The 18,093-nt window shown below is 64.0% G+C and carries 19 protein-coding genes; 16 read left to right on the top strand and 3 right to left on the bottom strand.

Annotated elements, in window-relative coordinates:
- Nucleotides 1-9: 9 nt before the first annotated feature.
- Nucleotides 10-1,068: a polysaccharide deacetylase family protein gene (locus BM374_RS03310; protein ID WP_092289118.1), complete on the bottom strand. Its 1,059-nt coding sequence runs from the start codon at nt 1,066-1,068 to the stop codon at nt 10-12.
- Between the two features lie 166 nt (nt 1,069-1,234).
- Between BM374_RS03310 and BM374_RS03305 the strand changes: the two genes are divergently transcribed.
- From BM374_RS03305 to phoB, 13 genes are all read left to right on the top strand, one after another.
- On the top strand, nt 1,235-2,629 hold the full coding sequence (locus BM374_RS03305) for an OmpA family protein (RefSeq protein WP_092289117.1): 1,395 nt from the start codon (nt 1,235-1,237) through the stop codon (nt 2,627-2,629).
- Between the two features lie 2 nt (nt 2,630-2,631).
- Nucleotides 2,632-2,928: a hypothetical protein gene (locus BM374_RS03300; RefSeq protein WP_177248064.1), complete on the top strand. Its 297-nt coding sequence runs from the start codon at nt 2,632-2,634 to the stop codon at nt 2,926-2,928.
- Nucleotides 2,929-3,050: 122 nt separating this feature from the next.
- Nucleotides 3,051-3,641, top strand: a complete 591-nt coding sequence (locus BM374_RS03295) for a TetR/AcrR family transcriptional regulator (RefSeq protein WP_177248063.1) — start codon at nt 3,051-3,053, stop codon at nt 3,639-3,641.
- Complete coding sequence (locus BM374_RS03290) at nt 3,638-4,543, top strand: haloalkane dehalogenase (RefSeq protein WP_092289115.1); 906 nt, start codon at nt 3,638-3,640, stop codon at nt 4,541-4,543. Before BM374_RS03295 ends, BM374_RS03290 begins: the two co-directional genes overlap by 4 nt.
- Before the next feature lie 516 nt (nt 4,544-5,059).
- Complete coding sequence (locus BM374_RS03285; RefSeq protein ID WP_092289114.1) at nt 5,060-6,115, top strand: putative bifunctional lysylphosphatidylglycerol flippase/synthetase; 1,056 nt, start codon at nt 5,060-5,062, stop codon at nt 6,113-6,115.
- A 47-nt stretch (nt 6,116-6,162) separates the two neighbouring features.
- Nucleotides 6,163-7,455: an ATP-binding protein gene (locus BM374_RS03280; RefSeq protein WP_092289113.1), complete on the top strand. Its 1,293-nt coding sequence runs from the start codon at nt 6,163-6,165 to the stop codon at nt 7,453-7,455.
- A gap of 148 nt (nt 7,456-7,603) precedes the next feature.
- Nucleotides 7,604-8,614, top strand: a complete 1,011-nt coding sequence (gene pstS, locus BM374_RS03275; RefSeq protein ID WP_092290186.1) for a phosphate ABC transporter substrate-binding protein PstS — start codon at nt 7,604-7,606, stop codon at nt 8,612-8,614.
- A 17-nt stretch (nt 8,615-8,631) separates the two neighbouring features.
- Complete coding sequence (locus BM374_RS38410) at nt 8,632-8,778, top strand: hypothetical protein (RefSeq protein ID WP_177248062.1); 147 nt, start codon at nt 8,632-8,634, stop codon at nt 8,776-8,778.
- Between the two features lie 27 nt (nt 8,779-8,805).
- Nucleotides 8,806-9,801, top strand: a complete 996-nt coding sequence (gene pstC, locus BM374_RS03270; RefSeq protein ID WP_177248144.1) for a phosphate ABC transporter permease subunit PstC — start codon at nt 8,806-8,808, stop codon at nt 9,799-9,801.
- Between the two features lie 4 nt (nt 9,802-9,805).
- Nucleotides 9,806-10,651, top strand: a complete 846-nt coding sequence (gene pstA / locus BM374_RS03265) for a phosphate ABC transporter permease PstA (RefSeq protein WP_092289111.1) — start codon at nt 9,806-9,808, stop codon at nt 10,649-10,651.
- Entirely contained in the window at nt 10,648-11,469 is an 822-nt protein-coding gene (gene pstB, locus BM374_RS03260) for a phosphate ABC transporter ATP-binding protein PstB (RefSeq protein ID WP_092289110.1), read from the top strand. The genes pstA and pstB overlap by 4 nt, the downstream gene beginning before the upstream one ends.
- 11 nt (nt 11,470-11,480) lie before the next feature.
- Entirely contained in the window at nt 11,481-12,197 is a 717-nt protein-coding gene (gene phoU / locus BM374_RS03255; protein ID WP_092289109.1) for a phosphate signaling complex protein PhoU, read from the top strand.
- A gap of 22 nt (nt 12,198-12,219) precedes the next feature.
- The gene (phoB, locus tag BM374_RS03250; protein WP_092289108.1) at nt 12,220-12,927 is read left to right on the top strand and encodes a phosphate regulon transcriptional regulator PhoB; all 708 of its coding nucleotides are present in this window, start codon (nt 12,220-12,222) and stop codon (nt 12,925-12,927) included.
- A gap of 261 nt (nt 12,928-13,188) precedes the next feature.
- On the opposite strand, the gene BM374_RS03245 is transcribed toward phoB, so the two are convergent.
- On the bottom strand, nt 13,189-13,701 hold the full coding sequence (locus BM374_RS03245) for a GcrA family cell cycle regulator (RefSeq protein WP_092290184.1): 513 nt from the start codon (nt 13,699-13,701) through the stop codon (nt 13,189-13,191).
- Between the two features lie 454 nt (nt 13,702-14,155).
- Here BM374_RS03245 and BM374_RS03240 point away from each other — a divergent pair, with 454 nt between their 5' ends.
- The 3 genes from BM374_RS03240 (at nt 14,156) to BM374_RS03230 (ending at nt 17,572) form a co-directional block, all read left to right on the top strand.
- On the top strand, nt 14,156-15,358 hold the full coding sequence (locus BM374_RS03240; RefSeq protein WP_177248061.1) for an aspartate aminotransferase family protein: 1,203 nt from the start codon (nt 14,156-14,158) through the stop codon (nt 15,356-15,358).
- Nucleotides 15,358-16,281: an ornithine carbamoyltransferase gene (gene argF, locus BM374_RS03235; protein ID WP_092289107.1), complete on the top strand. Its 924-nt coding sequence runs from the start codon at nt 15,358-15,360 to the stop codon at nt 16,279-16,281. Before BM374_RS03240 ends, argF begins: the two co-directional genes overlap by 1 nt.
- A gap of 283 nt (nt 16,282-16,564) precedes the next feature.
- Complete coding sequence (locus BM374_RS03230) at nt 16,565-17,572, top strand: Hsp33 family molecular chaperone (protein WP_092289106.1); 1,008 nt, start codon at nt 16,565-16,567, stop codon at nt 17,570-17,572.
- A 113-nt stretch (nt 17,573-17,685) separates the two neighbouring features.
- Here BM374_RS03230 and apaG read toward each other — a convergent pair whose 3' ends face one another.
- Nucleotides 17,686-18,078, bottom strand: a complete 393-nt coding sequence (gene apaG / locus BM374_RS03225) for a Co2+/Mg2+ efflux facilitator ApaG/CorD (protein ID WP_177248143.1) — start codon at nt 18,076-18,078, stop codon at nt 17,686-17,688.
- Nucleotides 18,079-18,093 lie beyond the last annotated feature (15 nt).

The raw sequence follows: 18,093 nt of genomic DNA, 5'->3' as shown, positions 1-18,093 counted from the left end.
GGACAACAGTTAAGCCGCCGCGATCCGGCGAAAGCCGTTCCACATCGCGGTTGCGGCGCCAGAGGTCAGTACCGGCAGAATGCGTGCGTCCTGGTAATTTCCGTTGAGCGAAACGCGCGGTAGCGCGGTCATGTGCCCCGCGTTCTCGGCGAACAGCATGCCGGGCCGTGTCGTCACCGCGGTCTTGAACCCGGCGGATGCGGCCAGCGCGAATTCGCGCGCCCCGGCGGCCTCGCGATCGCCATAGGGGTAGGCGAGATGAAGCACCTCGCGCTCCAGCGCGGTCTCGATTCGCACCCGGCTCATGACCATTTCCTGTGCGGCGATCTCCTCGCTTTGCTTGGCGAGGTTGCAATGGCTGATGCTGTGGGCGCCGATCGTAATCAGCGGATCGGCTGCGAGCCGTTTCACCTCGTCCCAGGACAAGCAGAGGCTGCGGCACAGCGCTTCCATGTCGACGACATGCGCGGCGCAGAGCGCCTCGATTTCGCGCGCAAGATCATGCTCGCTCGGTAGCGCGCGCAGCCAGTCGTGCAGGCGGTCGAAGGCCGCCTGCTTTGCGGCCGGCGTCGTTGCATCGAGCCGAAGCGCGGAAGGGCCGATCTTGATATCGACCTGCTCGGCCTTGGCGACAACGGCTTCCAATGCGACCCACCACAACCGTCCAGTGCCCTCGGCGAAGTCGCTGGCGACATAGATGGTCGCCGGCGCGTCGAATTCGCGCAGCACCGGCAATGCATGGTTCTCGTTGTCACGGTAGCCGTCGTCGAAGGTGAATGCAGCAAAGCGGCGATCGAACCGGCCCTGAAGCAACCGCTCGTGCAGCTCGTCCATGCTGACGATGTCGATGTCGCGTGAGCGCAAATGGCACAGGGTTGCCCGCAGGAAATCGGGGGTGACCTCGAGATGCCGGTTCGGCTGAAACGCGCCCTCTCGGGCCGGCCGCACATGGTGCAGCATGAAAATCGCGCCGACGCCCGACAGCAGCGGACGTAGCAGATGGTGTGCCCCGCTGAAGTAAAGTGCACCCAGCCCGGCGCGAATGACGTTGTTACGGAGTTGTTTCATGACCGGCCGGTCGACCTCTGGGCATTCCGCCCTCAATTTAAGGAATGACCCTTGAAGAAAAAGTTATTCCACTTGTTCACGCCCAGTCCCCGAAACCGCCCCATTTCCGGTTTGACAGCCTGCCAAGGGTTTGTTTTGTCTCCGGTTCCAGAGTTCGGGTCGTCGAATGCAGATGCTTTTCAGGTGGGCCAGCAAATGGTGGCCGGGGCTGATTCCCCTGGCCGTCATGTGGGGATTTGCGGCCTGGAATAACACCTTGCCTGTGGAGGCCGACCTGTCGGCCCGCAGCTCGGCCGCGCTCAAGGACACCGTCCTGGACAAGACCCGGATCGCAGTCGACGGCCGTGACGTCAGCCTCGCCGCGGATGCTTTTTCGGAGGAGGGGCGCCGCGACGCCGTGACCACGGTCGAGATGGTGCCTGGCGTCCGGCTGGTCGACGACCAGACCCGCCTCGTTCCTGAAGCCAAACCCTTCGTCTGGAACGCCGAGCGTGACGTCGTGCGGGTGACGCTGTCCGGCTCCGCCCCGTTGCCGTCGATGAAGGCGCGTCTCACAGAGGCCGCGCGAAAAGAGGTCAACGGGACCGAGGTCGCCGATCAGATGGGCCTGGCCCGCGGCGCCCCGCCGCGTTTCGAGGCGGCCGCGATGCTGCTGCTCGACCAGATCGGCAGGCTGAAGGATGGCAAGATCACGATATCGGACACCAAGGTCAATCTGTCAGGCATGGCCCGCGATCTCGGCGGCCGCGAGGCCATTGCGGCTGCGCTGAAGAACCTGCCTGAAGGATTTTCGATCGCTGCCAACGACATCAAGGCGCCGCCTTATATTTTCCAGGCCTACAAGGATCCGGTTGCCGCTACGCTGACGCTGACCGGCTACGTGCCTGACAACACCGTGCACGCCGCGATCGCGACCAGCGCCTCGCGAAAATTCTTCACCGAGAAGGTGGTCGACAATCTCAAGGCCAGCGTCGGCGCGCCCAGCTCCTTCAGCATGGCCGTAGTTGCGGCGCTCGGCGCGCTATCGCGGCTGTCGACCGGCACGCTGGTGGTATCCGATCGCGAGGTCAAGTTGTCGGGTGATGCGCTGTACGAAGGCGCCGCCAACGACATCCGCGCCGGTCTCGGCAAGGACTTTCCGAAGAGCTGGCAATACAAGCCGGAAATCACGGTGAAACCCGCGGCGGGGCCGGTCGACGGCACCGTCTGCCAGCAACTGTTCTCCGAACTGCTGGCCAAGGGCAAGATCCGCTTCGAGCCCAAGCGCGCCGACATCGATCCTGACTCCGCCGGCATTCTCGATCACCTGATCGAGACGGCGTTGCGTTGCCCGACCACCAATATCGAGGTCGCAGGCCATACCGACGCCGATGGCGAGGACTCCTTCAACCAGGCGCTTTCCGAGAAGCGCGCGCAGGCGGTGATCGCCTATCTGGTCAAGGCCGGCCTGCCCGCGGATCGCTTCACCGCGGTCGGTTACGGCAGCACGCAGCCCGTCGCCGGCAATGATACCGACGACGGCAAGGCGCAAAACCGCCGCATCGAATTTCTGGTGAGGTGACGATGCCCTATCTCGTCTCGTTCCATATGGGCTGGCTGATCGGCTCGGTTCTGCTGGGCTTCTGCATGGGCTGGATCTCGGTGGTCCAGCGCGGCAACGGCACCTCGAAAGTCACGGCGCGCTGGCTCGCGGCGCTGGTGGCGGGCCTGGTTGCAGCCTCCGTCGCGCATGTCGTTCCGGGCCGCTTCGGCTACTGGCTCGATCTCGGGCTGGTCTTGTTCGCCTGTTATCTCGTCGGCTGCACCATCGGCGCTTGGCTGCGTTATTGGGTGGTCTCGCGCAGCCAGCCTGCGGCCTGACCCCGGGGCAGCTGTCAGGCAGGTTATCGCCCAGAGACTTGCTAACTAACTGATCGGCGAACAGATTGCTGATCAATCAATTCGCGCTTGACATCAATACGTACGTACGTATTATGCCTCCCATGCCAAAGCCATCGCTCAAAGACGCCATCCTCGACGCCGGCCTGAAGGTCATGTTCCGGACCGGCTATCACGGCACTAGCGTGCGCGACGTCACCGCTGCGGCGGGCGCGCCGCAAGGGTCCTTCACCAACCATTTCCGCTCCAAGGAGGCGTTCGCCTCCGAGGTGCTCGACCGCTATTTCGATGTCACCAGAGGGCTGGTCGCGGAGGCACTCGAGGACACCTCGCTGACACCGCGCGCGCGGCTGAAGCGCTATCTCGACATCATCACCGGCCGGCTCGAGGCCGACGGCTACGGTCGTGGTTGCCTGATCGGCGATCTCAGCCTGGAAGCGACCGGCAGCAGCGAGCTGCTGCGCGCGCGTCTGGCGCAGATCTTTGCCGAATGGCGGGTGCCGTTCGCCGCCTGCATTGGGGACGCCCAGACCTCCGGCGAGATCGCCTCCGATTTCGCGCCTGAGGAGCTTGCCGACTTCCTGCTCGCGTCCTGGCAGGGCGCAATCCTGCGCATGAAGGTCGATCGCAATCCCGGGGCGCTCGAGCGTTTCAAGACCATCGCATTCCAAACCGTGTTCAAGGAGCTGACATGACCAAGCAGATCGAGATTGAGATTCGCAAAGCGTCCGTCCTCGGAAGCAGCATGGCCTATCGCGAGACCGGCGCGGAGGACGCGCCCGTCGCGCTCTTCCTGCACGGCAATCCGACATCGTCGCACATCTGGCGCAACATTTTGCCCCTGGTGGCGCCGGTCGCGCATTGCATCGCGCCCGACAACATCGGCTTCGGTCTATCCGACAAGCCTGACATCGCCTATCGCTTCTTCGATCTCGCCCGCTATCTCGATGCCTTCATCGAACAGCGCGGTATCACGTCCGCCTATCTCGTTGCGCAGGATTGGGGCACGGCGCTCGCTCTTCATCTCGCCGCGCGCCGGCCGGACCTCGTGCGCGGTCTCGCTTTCATGGAGTTCATCCGCCCGATGCCGACCTGGCAGGACTTTCACCGGGCCGATGCTGCGCGCGAGACCTTCCGCAAGTTCAGGACGCCGGGGGAAGGCGAAGCCATGATCCTCGAGGCCAATGCCTTCATCGAGCGCGTGCTGCCCGGCGGCATCGTGCGAAAGCTCAGCGACGAGGAGATGGCGCCGTACCGCGCGCCGTTCCCGACCCCGGAGAGCCGCCGCCCCGTTCTCGCACTTCCGCGCGAGCTGCCGATCGCGGGCGAGCCCGCCGATGTCTATGCGACACTTCAGTCGGCGCATGCGGCCCTCGCTGCATCGTCCTATCCCAAGCTGCTGTTCTCAGGTGCGCCCGGCGCCATCGTCTCGCCCGCCTACGCCGAGGCGTTCGCTGCCTCGCTGAAGCATTGCGCTCACGTGCATCTCGGCCCCGGCCTGCATTTCCTTCAGGAGGATCACCCCGAAGCGATCGGTCGCTCCGTCGCGGGTTGGATCGCTGGCATCGAAGCGATGCGCCCGCAGCTTGCAGCCTGAGGAGGCCGCTACCTCCGAGCACATGCTTCGCGCGGCCGAGCCCGGTGGACGGCCGCGCGTCTTGCCTTGCTACGTCATGCCGCGCTGCACCCAGACGATCTGGAGCCAAGGCCGCGCACGTTGTCGTGCGACTGATTGCTCCGCAGCGCCGTCGCCCCTCTTTCAACAGGCCGGCCCGGTTCATAGATTGATTTCGACTTAAGGCGTGACGGAACATTGTCGGGCCGAAATCATCAAAACTTCACGGCGACTGCGCAGGATTGCCATGGAGATTCGCGTCAGGTCTTGCCGCCGAAAGCGCCAAACCGTGCATCAGGAGCCCGCAGCCTGCCTAAAACATTGAAGGCACGTGATTTTGTTCACATTGGCGAATTCCACTCCGCCGCAAAACGCGCTAGTGGAGGACGGGGGGCATGCGCGATGCCGGAGCCGGCGGCGATGGAATCGTCGCGTACCTGTGCGTCATCCGCCCATTCGCTGGCCACCCTGGCCGCTGAAGCGTTGTTCGAGGTCTAGATGCTGGAAGCCATACGCAGGGCGATGACGTTTCTGCGCCAGAAGCAAATCCTGCATAAGCTTGGAGTTGTGATCAGCGTCGCGGTCATCGGCATCGCTTGCTATGTGCTCTATCACATGCTGCGCGGTATCGATCTCAACGAGGTGGTTGAAGCGATCAAGAGCACCGAGCCGAGCCAGATTGCGATGGCGGGGCTGTTCGTCGCTGCGGGCTATTTCACCCTGACCTTCTACGATCTGTTCGCGGTGCGTGCGATCGGCCATTCCCACTTGCCCTATCGCGTCAATGCGCTCGCCGCCTTCACCAGCTATTCGATCGGCCACAATGTCGGCGCATCCGTCTTCACCGGCGGCGCGGTGCGCTACCGTATCTATTCGGCCTACGGTCTGAACGCGATCGACGTCGCAAAGATCTGCTTCCTCGCCGGCCTCACCTTCTGGCTCGGCAATGCGGCCGTGCTGGGCCTCGGCATCTCCTATCATCCGGAAGCCGCCGCTTCGATCGACCTGCTACCGCCATGGTTGAACCGGATGATCGCGATGATGATCCTCGTCGGGCTGGTCGGCTATGTAGTCTGGGTCTGGACCCAGCCGCGGGTGGTTGGCCGCGGGCCCTGGACGGTGGTGCTGCCGGGCGGCCCACTGACGCTGCTCCAGATTGCGATCGGCATCATCGATCTCGGCTTCTGCGCGCTCGCGATGTATGTGCTGGTCCCCGACGAGCCCAATCTCGGCTTCGTCGTCGTCGCTGTCATCTTCGTCTCGGCGACACTGCTCGGCTTCGCCAGCCATTCGCCCGGCGGGCTCGGCGTGTTCGATGCTGCCATGCTGGTCGGTCTCTGGCAGATGGACCGCGAGGAACTGCTCGGCGGCATGCTGCTGTTTCGGGTTCTTTACTACCTGTCGCCTTTTGTCATCTCTGTAATCTTGCTGACGTTTCGCGAGGTTATCATCGGCGCTCGATCCAAGCGCCTGCAGCAGGCGGCGCTCAAGCTCGATCCAGGCCCACCGCCTGAAGCCGCTTATGTCAGAAAGCGCAGCGACGGCGGCGCCTGACCCGCACAGGTCTTTGAATCTAGAGTCCCCAGGAGAAGTCCGCCCCGATGGCGATCGACGCCCCATCTTCTCCCTCCACCCAGCCCTGGTCCGACCGGCTGCGGCACTCGACGATCATCCTGATCGCTGCCGCGCTGGCGTTGTCGATCGTGGTCTCACTCGGCGAATTGTCGGCGCTGCACGCCGCGATCATATTCCTCTGTATCGCGGCTGCCGCGCTGATCCCCTGGCGGCTGCATGATACCGCTGCCTCGCGCGACGACGTCAGACGCGTCAATCCGGTTGAGACCGCGGCGGTGGCCGCGGTCGTCGCCGGCATGCCGGATCCGGCCGTGCTGCTCGACCGCGCCGGCCGCGTCATCCACCTCAACGCCGCCGCAGCCCAGCTTGCGCCGGCGCTGCGCAAGAACGAGCTCGCCCAATTCGCGCTTCGCTCGCCGGAGATCATAACGGCGCTGCGCGAGTCCATCGCGACGACCGAGCCGCGGCGCGCGACCTATCTCGACCATGTGCCGGTGGATCGCTGGATGGAGTTGATCATCACCCCGGTGCCGGTGCCGACCAATTTCGGCGGCGCCGATAAATGCATGCTGATGACCTTCCACGACCAGACGCCGCTGCGCCGGGTCGAGGAGATGCGCGCCGACTTCGTCGCCAATGCCAGTCACGAGCTGCGCACACCACTGGCCGCGCTCTCCGGCTTCATCGACACGCTGCAAGGCCAGGCCAAGGACGATCCCAGGGCGCGCGAGCGCTTCCTCGGCATCATGCACAATCAGGCCACGCGCATGGCGCGCCTGATCGACGATCTCCTGTCGCTGTCGCGGGTGGAACTGTCGGCCCATGTGCGGCCGGATACCTTGGTCGACCTGCTGCCGATCATTCGTCAGGTCGCCGATGGGCTCGAGCCGCTGGCGCGCGAGCGCCAGGTCGAGGTCGAGACCCATCTGCCTGATGACCCCGTGATGATCGCCGGCGATCGCGAGGAGCTGCTGCGGCTGTTCGAGAACCTGATCGAGAACGCGCTCAAATACGGCGCCTCCGGTGGACGCGTCATCGTGTCGCTGACGACGATGCCGGCGACCGACGGAGCTCAGGAAATCCGGGTCATGGTGCGCGATTTCGGCCCCGGCATCGCGCCCGAGCACCTGCCGCGCCTGACCGAGCGCTTTTACCGGGTGGATGTCGGCGACAGCCGCTCGCAGGGCGGAACCGGGCTCGGATTATCGCTGGTGAAACATATTCTTAACCGCCACCGCGGCCGTCTTTTGATCGAAAGCGTGCCCAAACAGGGCGCCACCTTCACTGCCTGTTTTCCCCCGGCTAAGACTTTAGTTTAGGCAAAAATACCAAACGGTTTCAGCTGCTTAGCGCTGTCATCCGACTGTCACGAAACCTTCGTAAAAGCTCAGCCGACCGCTCCTAAAGGGGCGGCGCGGGAGCGCGATCGGGCGCGGATGGCGCTTCGCTCCCTGTATGGAGACCAGCATGAATTTCATCAAGACTATCGTCGCTGCCGGCTTGGTCGCCGCATCGACGTCGGCTCATGCCGCCGATATCACCGGGGCCGGTTCGAGCTTCATCTTCCCGGTTCTCTCGAAATGGGCTGATGCCTACAAGAAGGAGACGAACGGTGTCGTGAACTACCAGTCGATCGGCTCCGGTGCCGGCATCAAGCAGGTGCAGGCGAAGACCGTGACCTTCGGTGCGACCGACGCGCCGCTCAAGGCTGAGCAGCTCGACAAGGATGGACTTACCCAGTGGCCGCAGATCATGGGTGGCATCGTTCCGGTGGTGAACGTCGAGGGCGTCAAGGCGGGCGATATCGTTCTGGACGGCCAGACCCTCGCGGACATCTTCCAGGCCAAGATCACCAAGTGGGACGATCCCGCGATCAAGAAGCTCAATCCGAAGGTGACGCTGCCCTCGGCAGCCATCTCGATCGTGCACCGCTCGGACGCGTCGGGTACGACCTTCAACTTCACCGATTACCTCGCCAAGGTCAGCGCGGACTGGAAATCGAAGATCGGCTCCGGCACCGTCGTCGAATGGCCCGCTGGCGTCGGCGCCAAGGGCAACGAAGGCGTGTCCGCCAATGTCGGCCAGACCAAGAACTCGATCGGATACGTCGAGTACGCCTACGCGAAGCAGAACAAGCTGACCTACACGGGCCTCGTGAACAAGGCAGGCAAGCCGGTGCAGCCGACCAATGAAGCCTTCCAGGCGGCCGCTGCAAACGCCGATTGGGCGCACGCACCGGGCTACTACCTGATTCTGACCGACCAGCCGGGCGACAAGTCCTGGCCGATCGTGGCCTCGACCTTCATCCTGATCCACAAGGACGCAACCGACAAGGCGGCCGTCCAGGACGCCCTCAAGTTCTTCAAGTTCTCGTTCGAGAAGGGCGCCAAGATGGCCGAGGAGCTCGACTACATCCCGATGCCCGACTCGGTCGTCAAGCAGGTCGAGAAGAGCTGGGCTGCGGACATCAAGAGCTGATCGCAGCGACGCCATGCTTGCGCCTCGTCATTGCGGGGCGCGAGTGCAAGGAGCGAGCCCGGCATCTGCTGATCCCGGGTTCCGGTCCTCCGGACCAGCCCGGCAACGACGAGGGTCAAATCGTCGACAAGACCGCCTTCGCGGGCGGCATGCAGATGACGTAGTGTAGGAAGGGGGCTGGCGTGGCAGACATGGCCGTACAGAGCGACGCACCGGCGATGGACGCTGCCGGGCCCTATGATCGCGCCAAGGCGCTCAGCGCCTTCAAATTGGGTGATGTCACTTTTTATTGGATCACCCGCCTCAGCGCGATTTCAGTATTGCTGATCCTCGGCGGTATCATCGTTTCGTTGATCATCGGTGCCTGGCCGGCCGCGAAAGCCTTCGGGTTCGAGTTCTTGTGGACTCAACGCTGGGCGCCCTCGGCTGACCCGCCCGTTCTGGGTGCGCTGTCGCCGATGTATGGCACGCTCGTCACGTCCATCATCGCGATGGTGATCGCGATTCCGGTCGGTCTCGGCATCGCTATATTCCTCACCGAACTCTGTCCGCAATGGCTGCGCCGGCCGATCGGCATTGCGATCGAGCTGCTCGCCGGCATTCCCTCCATCATCTATGGCATGTGGGGCTTCTTCGTGCTGGGACCGTTCCTGGCCTACACGTTCCAACCCTTCATGATCGACACGTTCGGATCGGTGCCGGTTCTCGGCGCGATCTTCGCCGGGCCGCCGTCCTATCTCAGCCTGTTCAACGCGGCGCTCATTCTGGCGATCATGGTGCTGCCGTTCATCACCGCGATCTCCGTCGACGTGTTCAAGACCGTGCCACCCGTGTTGAAGGAGGCCGCCTACGGCGTCGGCTGCACCACCTGGGAGGTGGTCCGCAGCGTGGTCATCCCATACACAAGGGTCGGCGTGATCGGCGGCATCATGCTGGCGCTCGGGCGCGCGCTCGGCGAGACCATGGCGGTGACCTTCATCATCGGCAATTCGTTTCGAATCTCGTCCTCGATCTTCGCGCCCGGCACGACCATTTCGGCGGCGATCGCGAGCGAGTTCGCCGAAAGCGACGGCCTGCACCAGTCTGCTCTGATCCTGCTCGGCTTGCTGCTGTTCGTGTTGACGTTCTTTGTACTGGCCGCGGCGAGGCTCATGCTGCTGAGGCTGGAAAAGAAGGCGGGGAAGTAGCGCCATGAATCCGATCTACGCACGCCGCCGCCGCAAAGACCTTGTCATTCGTGGGTTGTGCTTCGCTGCCGCCCTGTTCGGTGTCACCTGGCTTCTGCTGATCCTGGCGACGTTGCTCTACAACGGCCTCACCGGGCTCAGCCTCCAGGTCTTCACGCAAAGCACGCCGCCTCCCGGCTCGACCGAAGGCGGCCTGCTCAACGCCATTGTCGGCTCGGTCATCATGACCTTGATCGGGGTCGGCATCGGCGCGCCGCTCGGTCTGTTCGCCGGCACCTACCTCGCCGAATATGGCCGGCATGATCGCCTGACATCGGTGATCCGCTTCATCAACGACATCCTGCTCAGCGCACCGTCGATCATCATCGGCCTGTTCATCTACGGCGCGGTAGTGGTTCCGATGCGCGGATTCTCGGGCATCGCCGGCTGCCTGGCGCTGGCCGTGATCGTGATCCCGGTGGTGCTGCGCACCACCGAGGACATGCTGCTTCTGGTGCCCAATCCGCTGCGCGAAGCCGCGAGTGCCCTCGGACTGCCGCGCTCGCTGGTCATCAAGAGGATCGCTTATCGTGCCGCGCGCTCCGGCTTGATCACGGGCGTTTTGCTCGCCACTGCGCGCGTGGCCGGCGAAACCGCACCCCTGCTTTTCACCGCGCTGTCCAACCAGTTCTTCAGTCTGGATCTCAGCAAGACGATGGCGAACCTTCCGGTTACCATCAACAACTTCGTGCAGAGCCCCTATGAATATTGGAAGCAACTCGCCTGGAGCGGTGCGCTGTTGATCACGCTCACCGTGCTCGCCCTGAACATTGGCGCCCGCATCCTCGGCGCCGAGAGGACCGCAAAATGACCGACCTGTCCGTATCCGTGAGTTCGAACGCTCACCTGGCCTCGCAGCAGCCGCTGCCGGAAGCGCCGGCGAAGGTGACCGTGCGCAACCTCAACTTCTATTACGGCGAGCACCACGCGCTGAAGAACATCAACCTGACGCTCGGCACCAATCGGGTTACGGCCTTCATCGGTCCGTCCGGCTGCGGCAAGTCGACCCTGCTGCGCATCTTCAACCGGATGTACGACCTCTATCCGGGCCAGCGCGCCACCGGCCAGCTGATGCTCGACCAGACCAACATTCTTGATCCCAAGCTGGACCTCAACCTGCTGCGCGCCCGCGTCGGCATGGTGTTCCAGAAGCCGACGCCGTTCCCGATGACGATCTACGAGAACATCGCCTTCGGCATCCGTCTTTATGAGAAGATCTCGAAGTCCGAGATGGATGACCGCGTCGAGAAGGCTCTGCGCGGCGGCGCGCTGTGGAACGAGGTCAAGGACAAGCTCAACGCCTCCGGCCTGTCGCTCTCGGGCGGCCAGCAGCAGCGCCTCTGCATCGCCCGCACCGTTGCCGTGCGGCCCGAGGTCATTCTGTTCGACGAGCCATGCTCGGCACTCGATCCCATCTCGACCGCCAAGGTCGAGGAGCTGATCCAGGAACTCTCCGAGAACTACACGATCGCGATCGTCACCCACAACATGCAGCAGGCGGCCCGCGTCTCCGACAAGACCGCCTTCATGTATCTCGGCGAGCTGATCGAGTTCGACGACACCAGCAAGATCTTCACGTCGCCATCCGACCGGCGTACGCAGGATTACATCACCGGCCGGTTCGGCTGAGGAGACGGGACATGGGTTCTGAACATACCGCAAAAGCCTTCGACACCGACCTCCAGGAGCTCACCCGCCTGGTCGCCGAGATGGGCGGCATCGCCGAGCGCATGATCGTCGATTCCGTCGACGCGCTGATCCGCCGCGACGTAGCGCTCGGTCAGCGCGTCGTCACCATCGATGCCGAGCTCGACGCGCTGCAGAAGAAGATCGAAGAACGCGCCGTGCTCACCATCGCGCGCCGCCAGCCGATGGCGATCGATCTGCGCGAGATCGTCGGCGCCATGCGCGTTGCGACCGATCTCGAACGCATCGGCGACCTCGCCAAGAACATGGGCAAGCGCGTCGCGGCGCTGGAGACCGACTTCCATCCGCTCAAGCTGTTCCGCGGCCTCGAGCACATGACCGACCTCGTGCAGCAGCAGGTCAAGTCGGTGCTGGACGCCTATGCTGCGCACGACCTGCCGGCGGCGATGGCGGTGTGGAAGGGCGACGAGGAAGTCGATGCCATCTGCACCTCGCTGTTCCGCGAGCTCCTCACCTACATGATGGAGGATCCGCGCAACATCTCCTTCTGCATCCATCTGATGTTCTGCGCCAAGAACATCGAGCGGATCGGCGACCACGCCACCAACATCGCCGAGACCGTGTTCTACATGATCGAAGGCCAGGCCATCACCGACAAGCGGCCGAAGGGCGACATGACGACGTTCGCCACGACGGTCCCGAACACCTGATTACGCAAGGAGCGACGACCCGATGGGCGCACGCATTATGGTGGTTGAGGACGAGGAAGCTCTGACCGAGCTTCTCCGCTACAACCTCGAAGGCGACGGCTATGACGTCGAGACGGTGATGCGCGGCGACGACGCCGACACCCGTCTCAAGGAGCACATCCCGGATCTGATCGTGCTCGACTGGATGCTGCCGGGTCTCTCAGGCATCGAACTGTGCCGCCGGCTGCGGACGCGGTCCGACACCAAGCAGCTGCCGATCATCATGCTCACCGCGCGCGGCGAGGAGAGCGAGCGGGTGCGAGGGCTTGCCACCGGCGCCGACGATTATATCGTCAAGCCGTTCTCGGTGCCTGAGCTCTTGGCACGTGTGAAGGGCCTGCTCCGGCGCGCAAGCCCGGAGCGGCTCGCAACGGTGCTGGCTTTCGGCGACATCGAGCTCGACCGCGAAAAGCGCCGCGTGGCGCGCTCGGGCCGGCCGATCGATCTCGGCCCGACCGAATACCGCCTCTTGGAGTTCTTCCTGGAGCATCCCGGCCGCGTGTTCTCGCGCGAGCAGCTGCTCGACAGCGTGTGGGGCCGCGACATCTATATCGACGAGCGCACCGTCGACGTGCATATCGGCCGCCTGCGCAAGCTGCTCAATCTCGGCCGCGAGCAGGATCCGATCCGCACCGTCCGCGGCGCCGGCTATGCGCTCGACGATCGCTTTGCGAAGGCGGAGCAGACGTAGGATTTTTGCGGGTGTTGGTTTGGCGAGCTACGGCAATCTCAGCCGCCATCCCGGGGCGCGCGTAGCGCGAGCCCTGGATCCATAACCACAGGAGGCGGATTGGCGAAGACTCGGAGTGACCATCTCGCGCAACAACCGCGCTCTCTGGTTATGGATCCCCGCCCCCCGTGCGCAATTGCGCACTAGGCGGGGGACGACACCGAGTAATTGGAGCCGTCATCGTGTGACGGCTACCGTTTTTGCAAAAACGAGATGGCTAGCTCACCGCGCGCCCGGCTTCGCCGGGGCGCGCCGGCGATCGGCCGCCGGCTGATACGCCACCCGCGAGTGCTGGGCGCAGTAGGGCAGGCCGGACAGCGCCTTGCCGCCGCAGAAGAAGAAATCCGGGCTCGAGGGATCGCCGACCGGCCAGTGGCAGGTGGCCTCGTTCAGCTCGAGCAGCGACAGCCGCTGGCTCATCGGCACCACGTTGTCATAGGTGACAGGCTCAGCCTCGACTTCGACCTCGAAGGCCTGCGCCAGTGCGGTGTTGCCGCGCGCCATCGGTCGGCTCACCCGCATCATGTGCTGCGCGGGACGTGCCTTGCGCGGCCGCGGAGCCGCCGAAGATGGGCTCTTGGCGCGGCCGGACAGGCCGAGCCTGTGCACCTTGCCGATCACGGCGTTGCGGGTGACATTCCCAAGCTCAGCGGCGATCTGGCTGGCCGAAAGTCCGGCCTCCCAGAGCTTTTTCAGCTGCTCGACGCGATCGTCGGACCAGGTCAAAACCGTCATTGCACCCTTTCCTTCGCCGCGCGCCGCCATCCTGGGGCGGCACGACGAATGCCTAAGTCTCGAAAAACCCGTGCCGCCAGAATCCCTTAAGGCTCGCCGGGCGCAATGAGACGCCCGAACGTTTACGCCGGTACATGAGGACTTCTGGGATCAGAACTGCTGCACGAGATGTCGTATCTGACAAGCCAAACGCTACAATATGGCGCGACTCACGCGCAAGAGTCCGCCGACTCGCTTCCACATGTTCCGTGGCGAAATTCCCGCAAAAACGCCACCGCAAGACTACGGAATCAGCGTTTCGCGAGGCTTTCCGGGCGGCATTGACACCGGTTTCACCAAGCCTAAGATAGTCGCGCGTGCCGCCCTTAAAAGGCGGCACGTTTCGTTTTCCGGGCCGGTCAATGGTGCGTTGCGCAATGCACCCTTCACCGTCCGCAACAATCAAGTGATCGTCATGACCAACAGCGCAGCGCCGCATTTGCTTCCCGTTTTCGCCAGAGCCGACATCGGTTTCGAGCGCGGTGAAGGCGTCTGGTTGATCGCGACCAACGGCGATCGCTATCTCGATTTCACCTCGGGCGTCGCGGTGAATGCGCTCGGCCATGCCCATCCTGCGCTGGTCAAGGCGTTGCAGGAGCAGGCGACCAAGCTCTGGCACATGTCGAACCTGTTCCAGAGCCCTGACGGCGAGAAGCTCGCCGCGCGCCTGTGCAGCGAGAGCTTTGCGGATCTCGTGTTCTTCTGCAATTCCGGCGCCGAGGCGCTGGAGGGCGTGATCAAGCTGGTGCGCCATCATCATTTCTCCAAGGGGCACCCGGAGCGGTACCGCATCATTACGTTCGAGGGCGCCTTCCACGGCCGCACGCTCGCAACGCTCGCCGCGACCGGCGCTGCCAAATATCTCGAAGGCTTCGGTCCGCCGATGGATGGCTTCGACCAGGTGCCGCATGGCGACCTCGAGGCCGTCAAGAAGGCGATCGGTCCGCACACCGCCGGTATCCTGATCGAGCCGATCCAGGGCGAGGGTGGCGTGCGCTCGGCTCCATCAGGCTTTCTCAAGGCGCTGCGCCAGCTCTGTGATGAGAAGGGTCTGCTGCTTGCGTTCGATGAGGTGCAGACCGGCATGGGCCGCACCGGCGATCTTTTCGCTTACCGGCGCACCGGCGTCACGCCCGATGTGATGTCGCTGGCCAAGGCGCTCGGCGGTGGCTTCCCGATCGGCGCGATACTGGCGACCGCCGATGCCGCGGCCGGCATGGGTCCCGGCTCGCATGGCTCGACTTTTGGCGGCAATCCGCTGGCGATCGCGGCCGCGAATGCCGTGCTCGACGTCATGGTCAAGCCCGGCTTCTTCGATCATGTGCAGAAGATGTCGCTGCTGCTCAAGCAGAAGCTCGCCTCCGTAATCGACCGTCACCCAGATGTCGTCAGCGAAGTGCGCGGCGAGGGCCTCCTGATCGGAATCAAGGCCGTGGTGCCCTCCGGCGACCTGGTCGCTGCGCTTCGCAAGGAAAAGCTGCTCACCGTCGGCGCCGGCGACAATGTCGTGCGCTTCCTGCCGCCCTTGATCGTCACCGAAGCCGAGATCGAGGACAGCGTCATCAGGCTCGAACGCGCCTGTGCTGCGCTATCAAGCAACAAGCGGGCGGCAAGCTGATGAGCAAGAAACCCAAGCATTTCCTTGATATCAACGAGCTGCCGCTGTCGGAGCTCAAGAGCATGCTCGCGGCCTCCTCCGCCATGAAGGCGAAGCAGAAGGCGCATCAGCCGGTCAGGCCGCTCGAAGGCAAGACGCTGGCGATGATCTTCGAGCGTCCGTCGACCCGCACCCGCGTCTCGTTCGACGTCGCCATGCGCCAGCTCGGCGGCGAGCCCATCATGCTCACCGGCGCCGAGATGCAGCTCGGCCGCGGCGAGACCATCGCCGACACCGCACGTGTGCTGTCGCGCTATGTCGATGCCATCATGATCCGGATCCTCAACCACGAGGCGCTGCTGGAGCTCGCGGCGAATGCGACCGTGCCCGTCATCAACGGCCTGACGCGGCGCTCACATCCCTGCCAGGTGATGGCCGATCTCCTGACCTTTGAGGAGCATCGCGGCCCGATCGAAGGCAGGACCGTGGCCTGGACCGGCGACGACAACAACGTGCTGGCGTCCTGGGCGCATGCCGCCGAGCGATTCAAGTTCAAGCTCAACGTCGCAACACCGCCGGAGCTTGCTCCGAAGAAGGTGATGCGCGACTTCATCAAGGCCACCGGGGCATCGATCGTGATCGGCACCGATCCGGAAGCCGCCGTGAAGGGCGCCGATTGCGTCGTCACCGACACCTGGGTGTCGATGGGCGACAAGGAAGGCGAGCACCGCCACAACGTGCTCAAGCCCTATCAGGTCAATTCCAAGCTGATGTCGCTGGCGAAGCCCGATGCGCTGTTCATGCACTGCCTGCCCGCCCATCGCGGCGAGGAGGTCACCGACGAGGTGATCGACGGCCCGCAATCGGTCGTGTTCGACGAGGCCGAAAACCGCCTGCACGCGCAGAAAGGCATTCTGGCCTGGTGCTTTGACGCGGTGAAGTAGAGCGACAGTGGAGCGAGTGCCCGCGCCGCTCCCCTCCGCCGTCATCCCGGCGCGCCTCAAGCGCGCGCAGATCCGGGATCCATAACCACAGGAGGTGGTTTGGCGAGGACTCGGAGTTGTCATCTCGCGCCATGACGCAATCCTGTGGCTATGGGTCCCGGGCTCGCGCTTCGCAGCGCCCCGGGACGACACCGAGCTTGAGGTTGCTTCGTACAATTCGAGTTGCATTCGGAACGCCCCGCACCCCTTCCATTTCGCCCCCTCCGACCCCAGATAAAGCGCCATGGTTTCCCAATCCCCTGACATGAAGACCGGGCATGAAGGCCCGGTTCGCGCGCCTTCAGCGGTTCCGATCGATGACGCTGTGGTGCCTTACGAGGTCGACGCGCTCGATGTGCGCGGTCGCCTGGTGCGGCTTGGTCCCGCGCTCGACGACATCCTGACCAAGCACGATTATCCTGCACCGGTCGGCAAGCTGCTCGGCGAGGCCATCGTGCTGACGACGCTGCTCGGCTCGGCGCTGAAATTCGAGGGCCGCTTCATCCTTCAGGCCCAGACCGACGGTCCGGTGTCGTTCCTGGTGGTGGATTATAATGCGCCGGATCGCCTGCGCGCCTATGCGCGCTTCGATGCCGCGCGCCTCGGCGATGCCAAAGATTCCGGCGCGCTGCTCGGTCGAGGCCATCTCGCCATGACCATCGACCAGGGGCCCGACATGAGCCGCTATCAGGGCCTGGTGGCGCTCGACGGCGGCAGCCTGGAAGATGCCGCCCACGAATATTTCCTGCGCTCCGAGCAGATCCCGACACGTGTGCGTCTCGCAGTCGGCGAGGAGTGGCGCAGTAGCGATGGCGGCAAGCATCGCTGGCGCGCCGGCGGCATGCTGATGCAGTTCTTGCCGAAGGCGCCGGAGCGCGCGCGACAGGCTGACCTGCATCCCGGCGATGCGCCTGATGGCGCCGAGATGCACAGCGTTGCTGAAGACGATGCCTGGGTCGAGGCGCGCTCGCTGATGGAGACGGTCGAGGACGTCGAGCTGATCGATCCCGATCTCTCCGGCGAGCGGCTGCTCTACCGCCTCTTCCACGAACGCGGCGTGCGCGTGTTCAACCCGCTTGTCCTGAAGGCGCAATGCTCCTGCTCGCGCGACGCGGTTGCCTCCATGCTGAAGAGCTTCTCGCCGGATGATCGCATCGCCATGGTCAAGGACGACAAGGTCGTCGTGACCTGCGAGTTCTGCTCGTCGGTGTACCAGTTCACACCGCACGAGGCCGGCGTCGAAGACGCGTAGGCGTCGGCATCGTAGGGTGGATTAGCGAAGCGTAATCCACCTCTTTTGTCTCCGCTGAAACATGGTGGATTACGCCTTCGGCTAATCCACCCTACGGCACTGCGCCACTGCCCCTAATTCAACACCCGCTTGTTGTCAGGGCTGTCGAGCGAGAACGTCGGCACCTCGATCTCGAAACGCTCGCCGGTCTCGCTGACCATCTGGTAGCGGCCGGTCATGAAGCCGGAGGCGGTCGAGAGCGGCACGCCCGAGGTGTATTCGAAGCGCTCGCCCGGGGCGAGGGTCGGCTGCTCGCCGACGACGCCTTCGCCCTTGACCTCCTGCTGCCGGCCGGAGGCGTCGGTGATGATCCAGTGCCGCGTCTTGAGCTGCACGGTCTCGTCGCCGGAATTGGTGATGACGATGGTGTAGGACCAGAAATAGCGCGAGCGGTCGGCCGACGACTGCTCCGGAACAAAGTTCGGCTCGACGGTCACTTCGATCTGGCGGGTCACGGCGCGGTACATGGTTGCCATCATAAC

Source organism: Bradyrhizobium sp. Ghvi, assembly GCF_900115265.1.
GTDB lineage: Bacteria > Pseudomonadota > Alphaproteobacteria > Rhizobiales > Xanthobacteraceae > Bradyrhizobium.
This window is presented reverse-complemented; position numbering and strand designations above follow the sequence as displayed.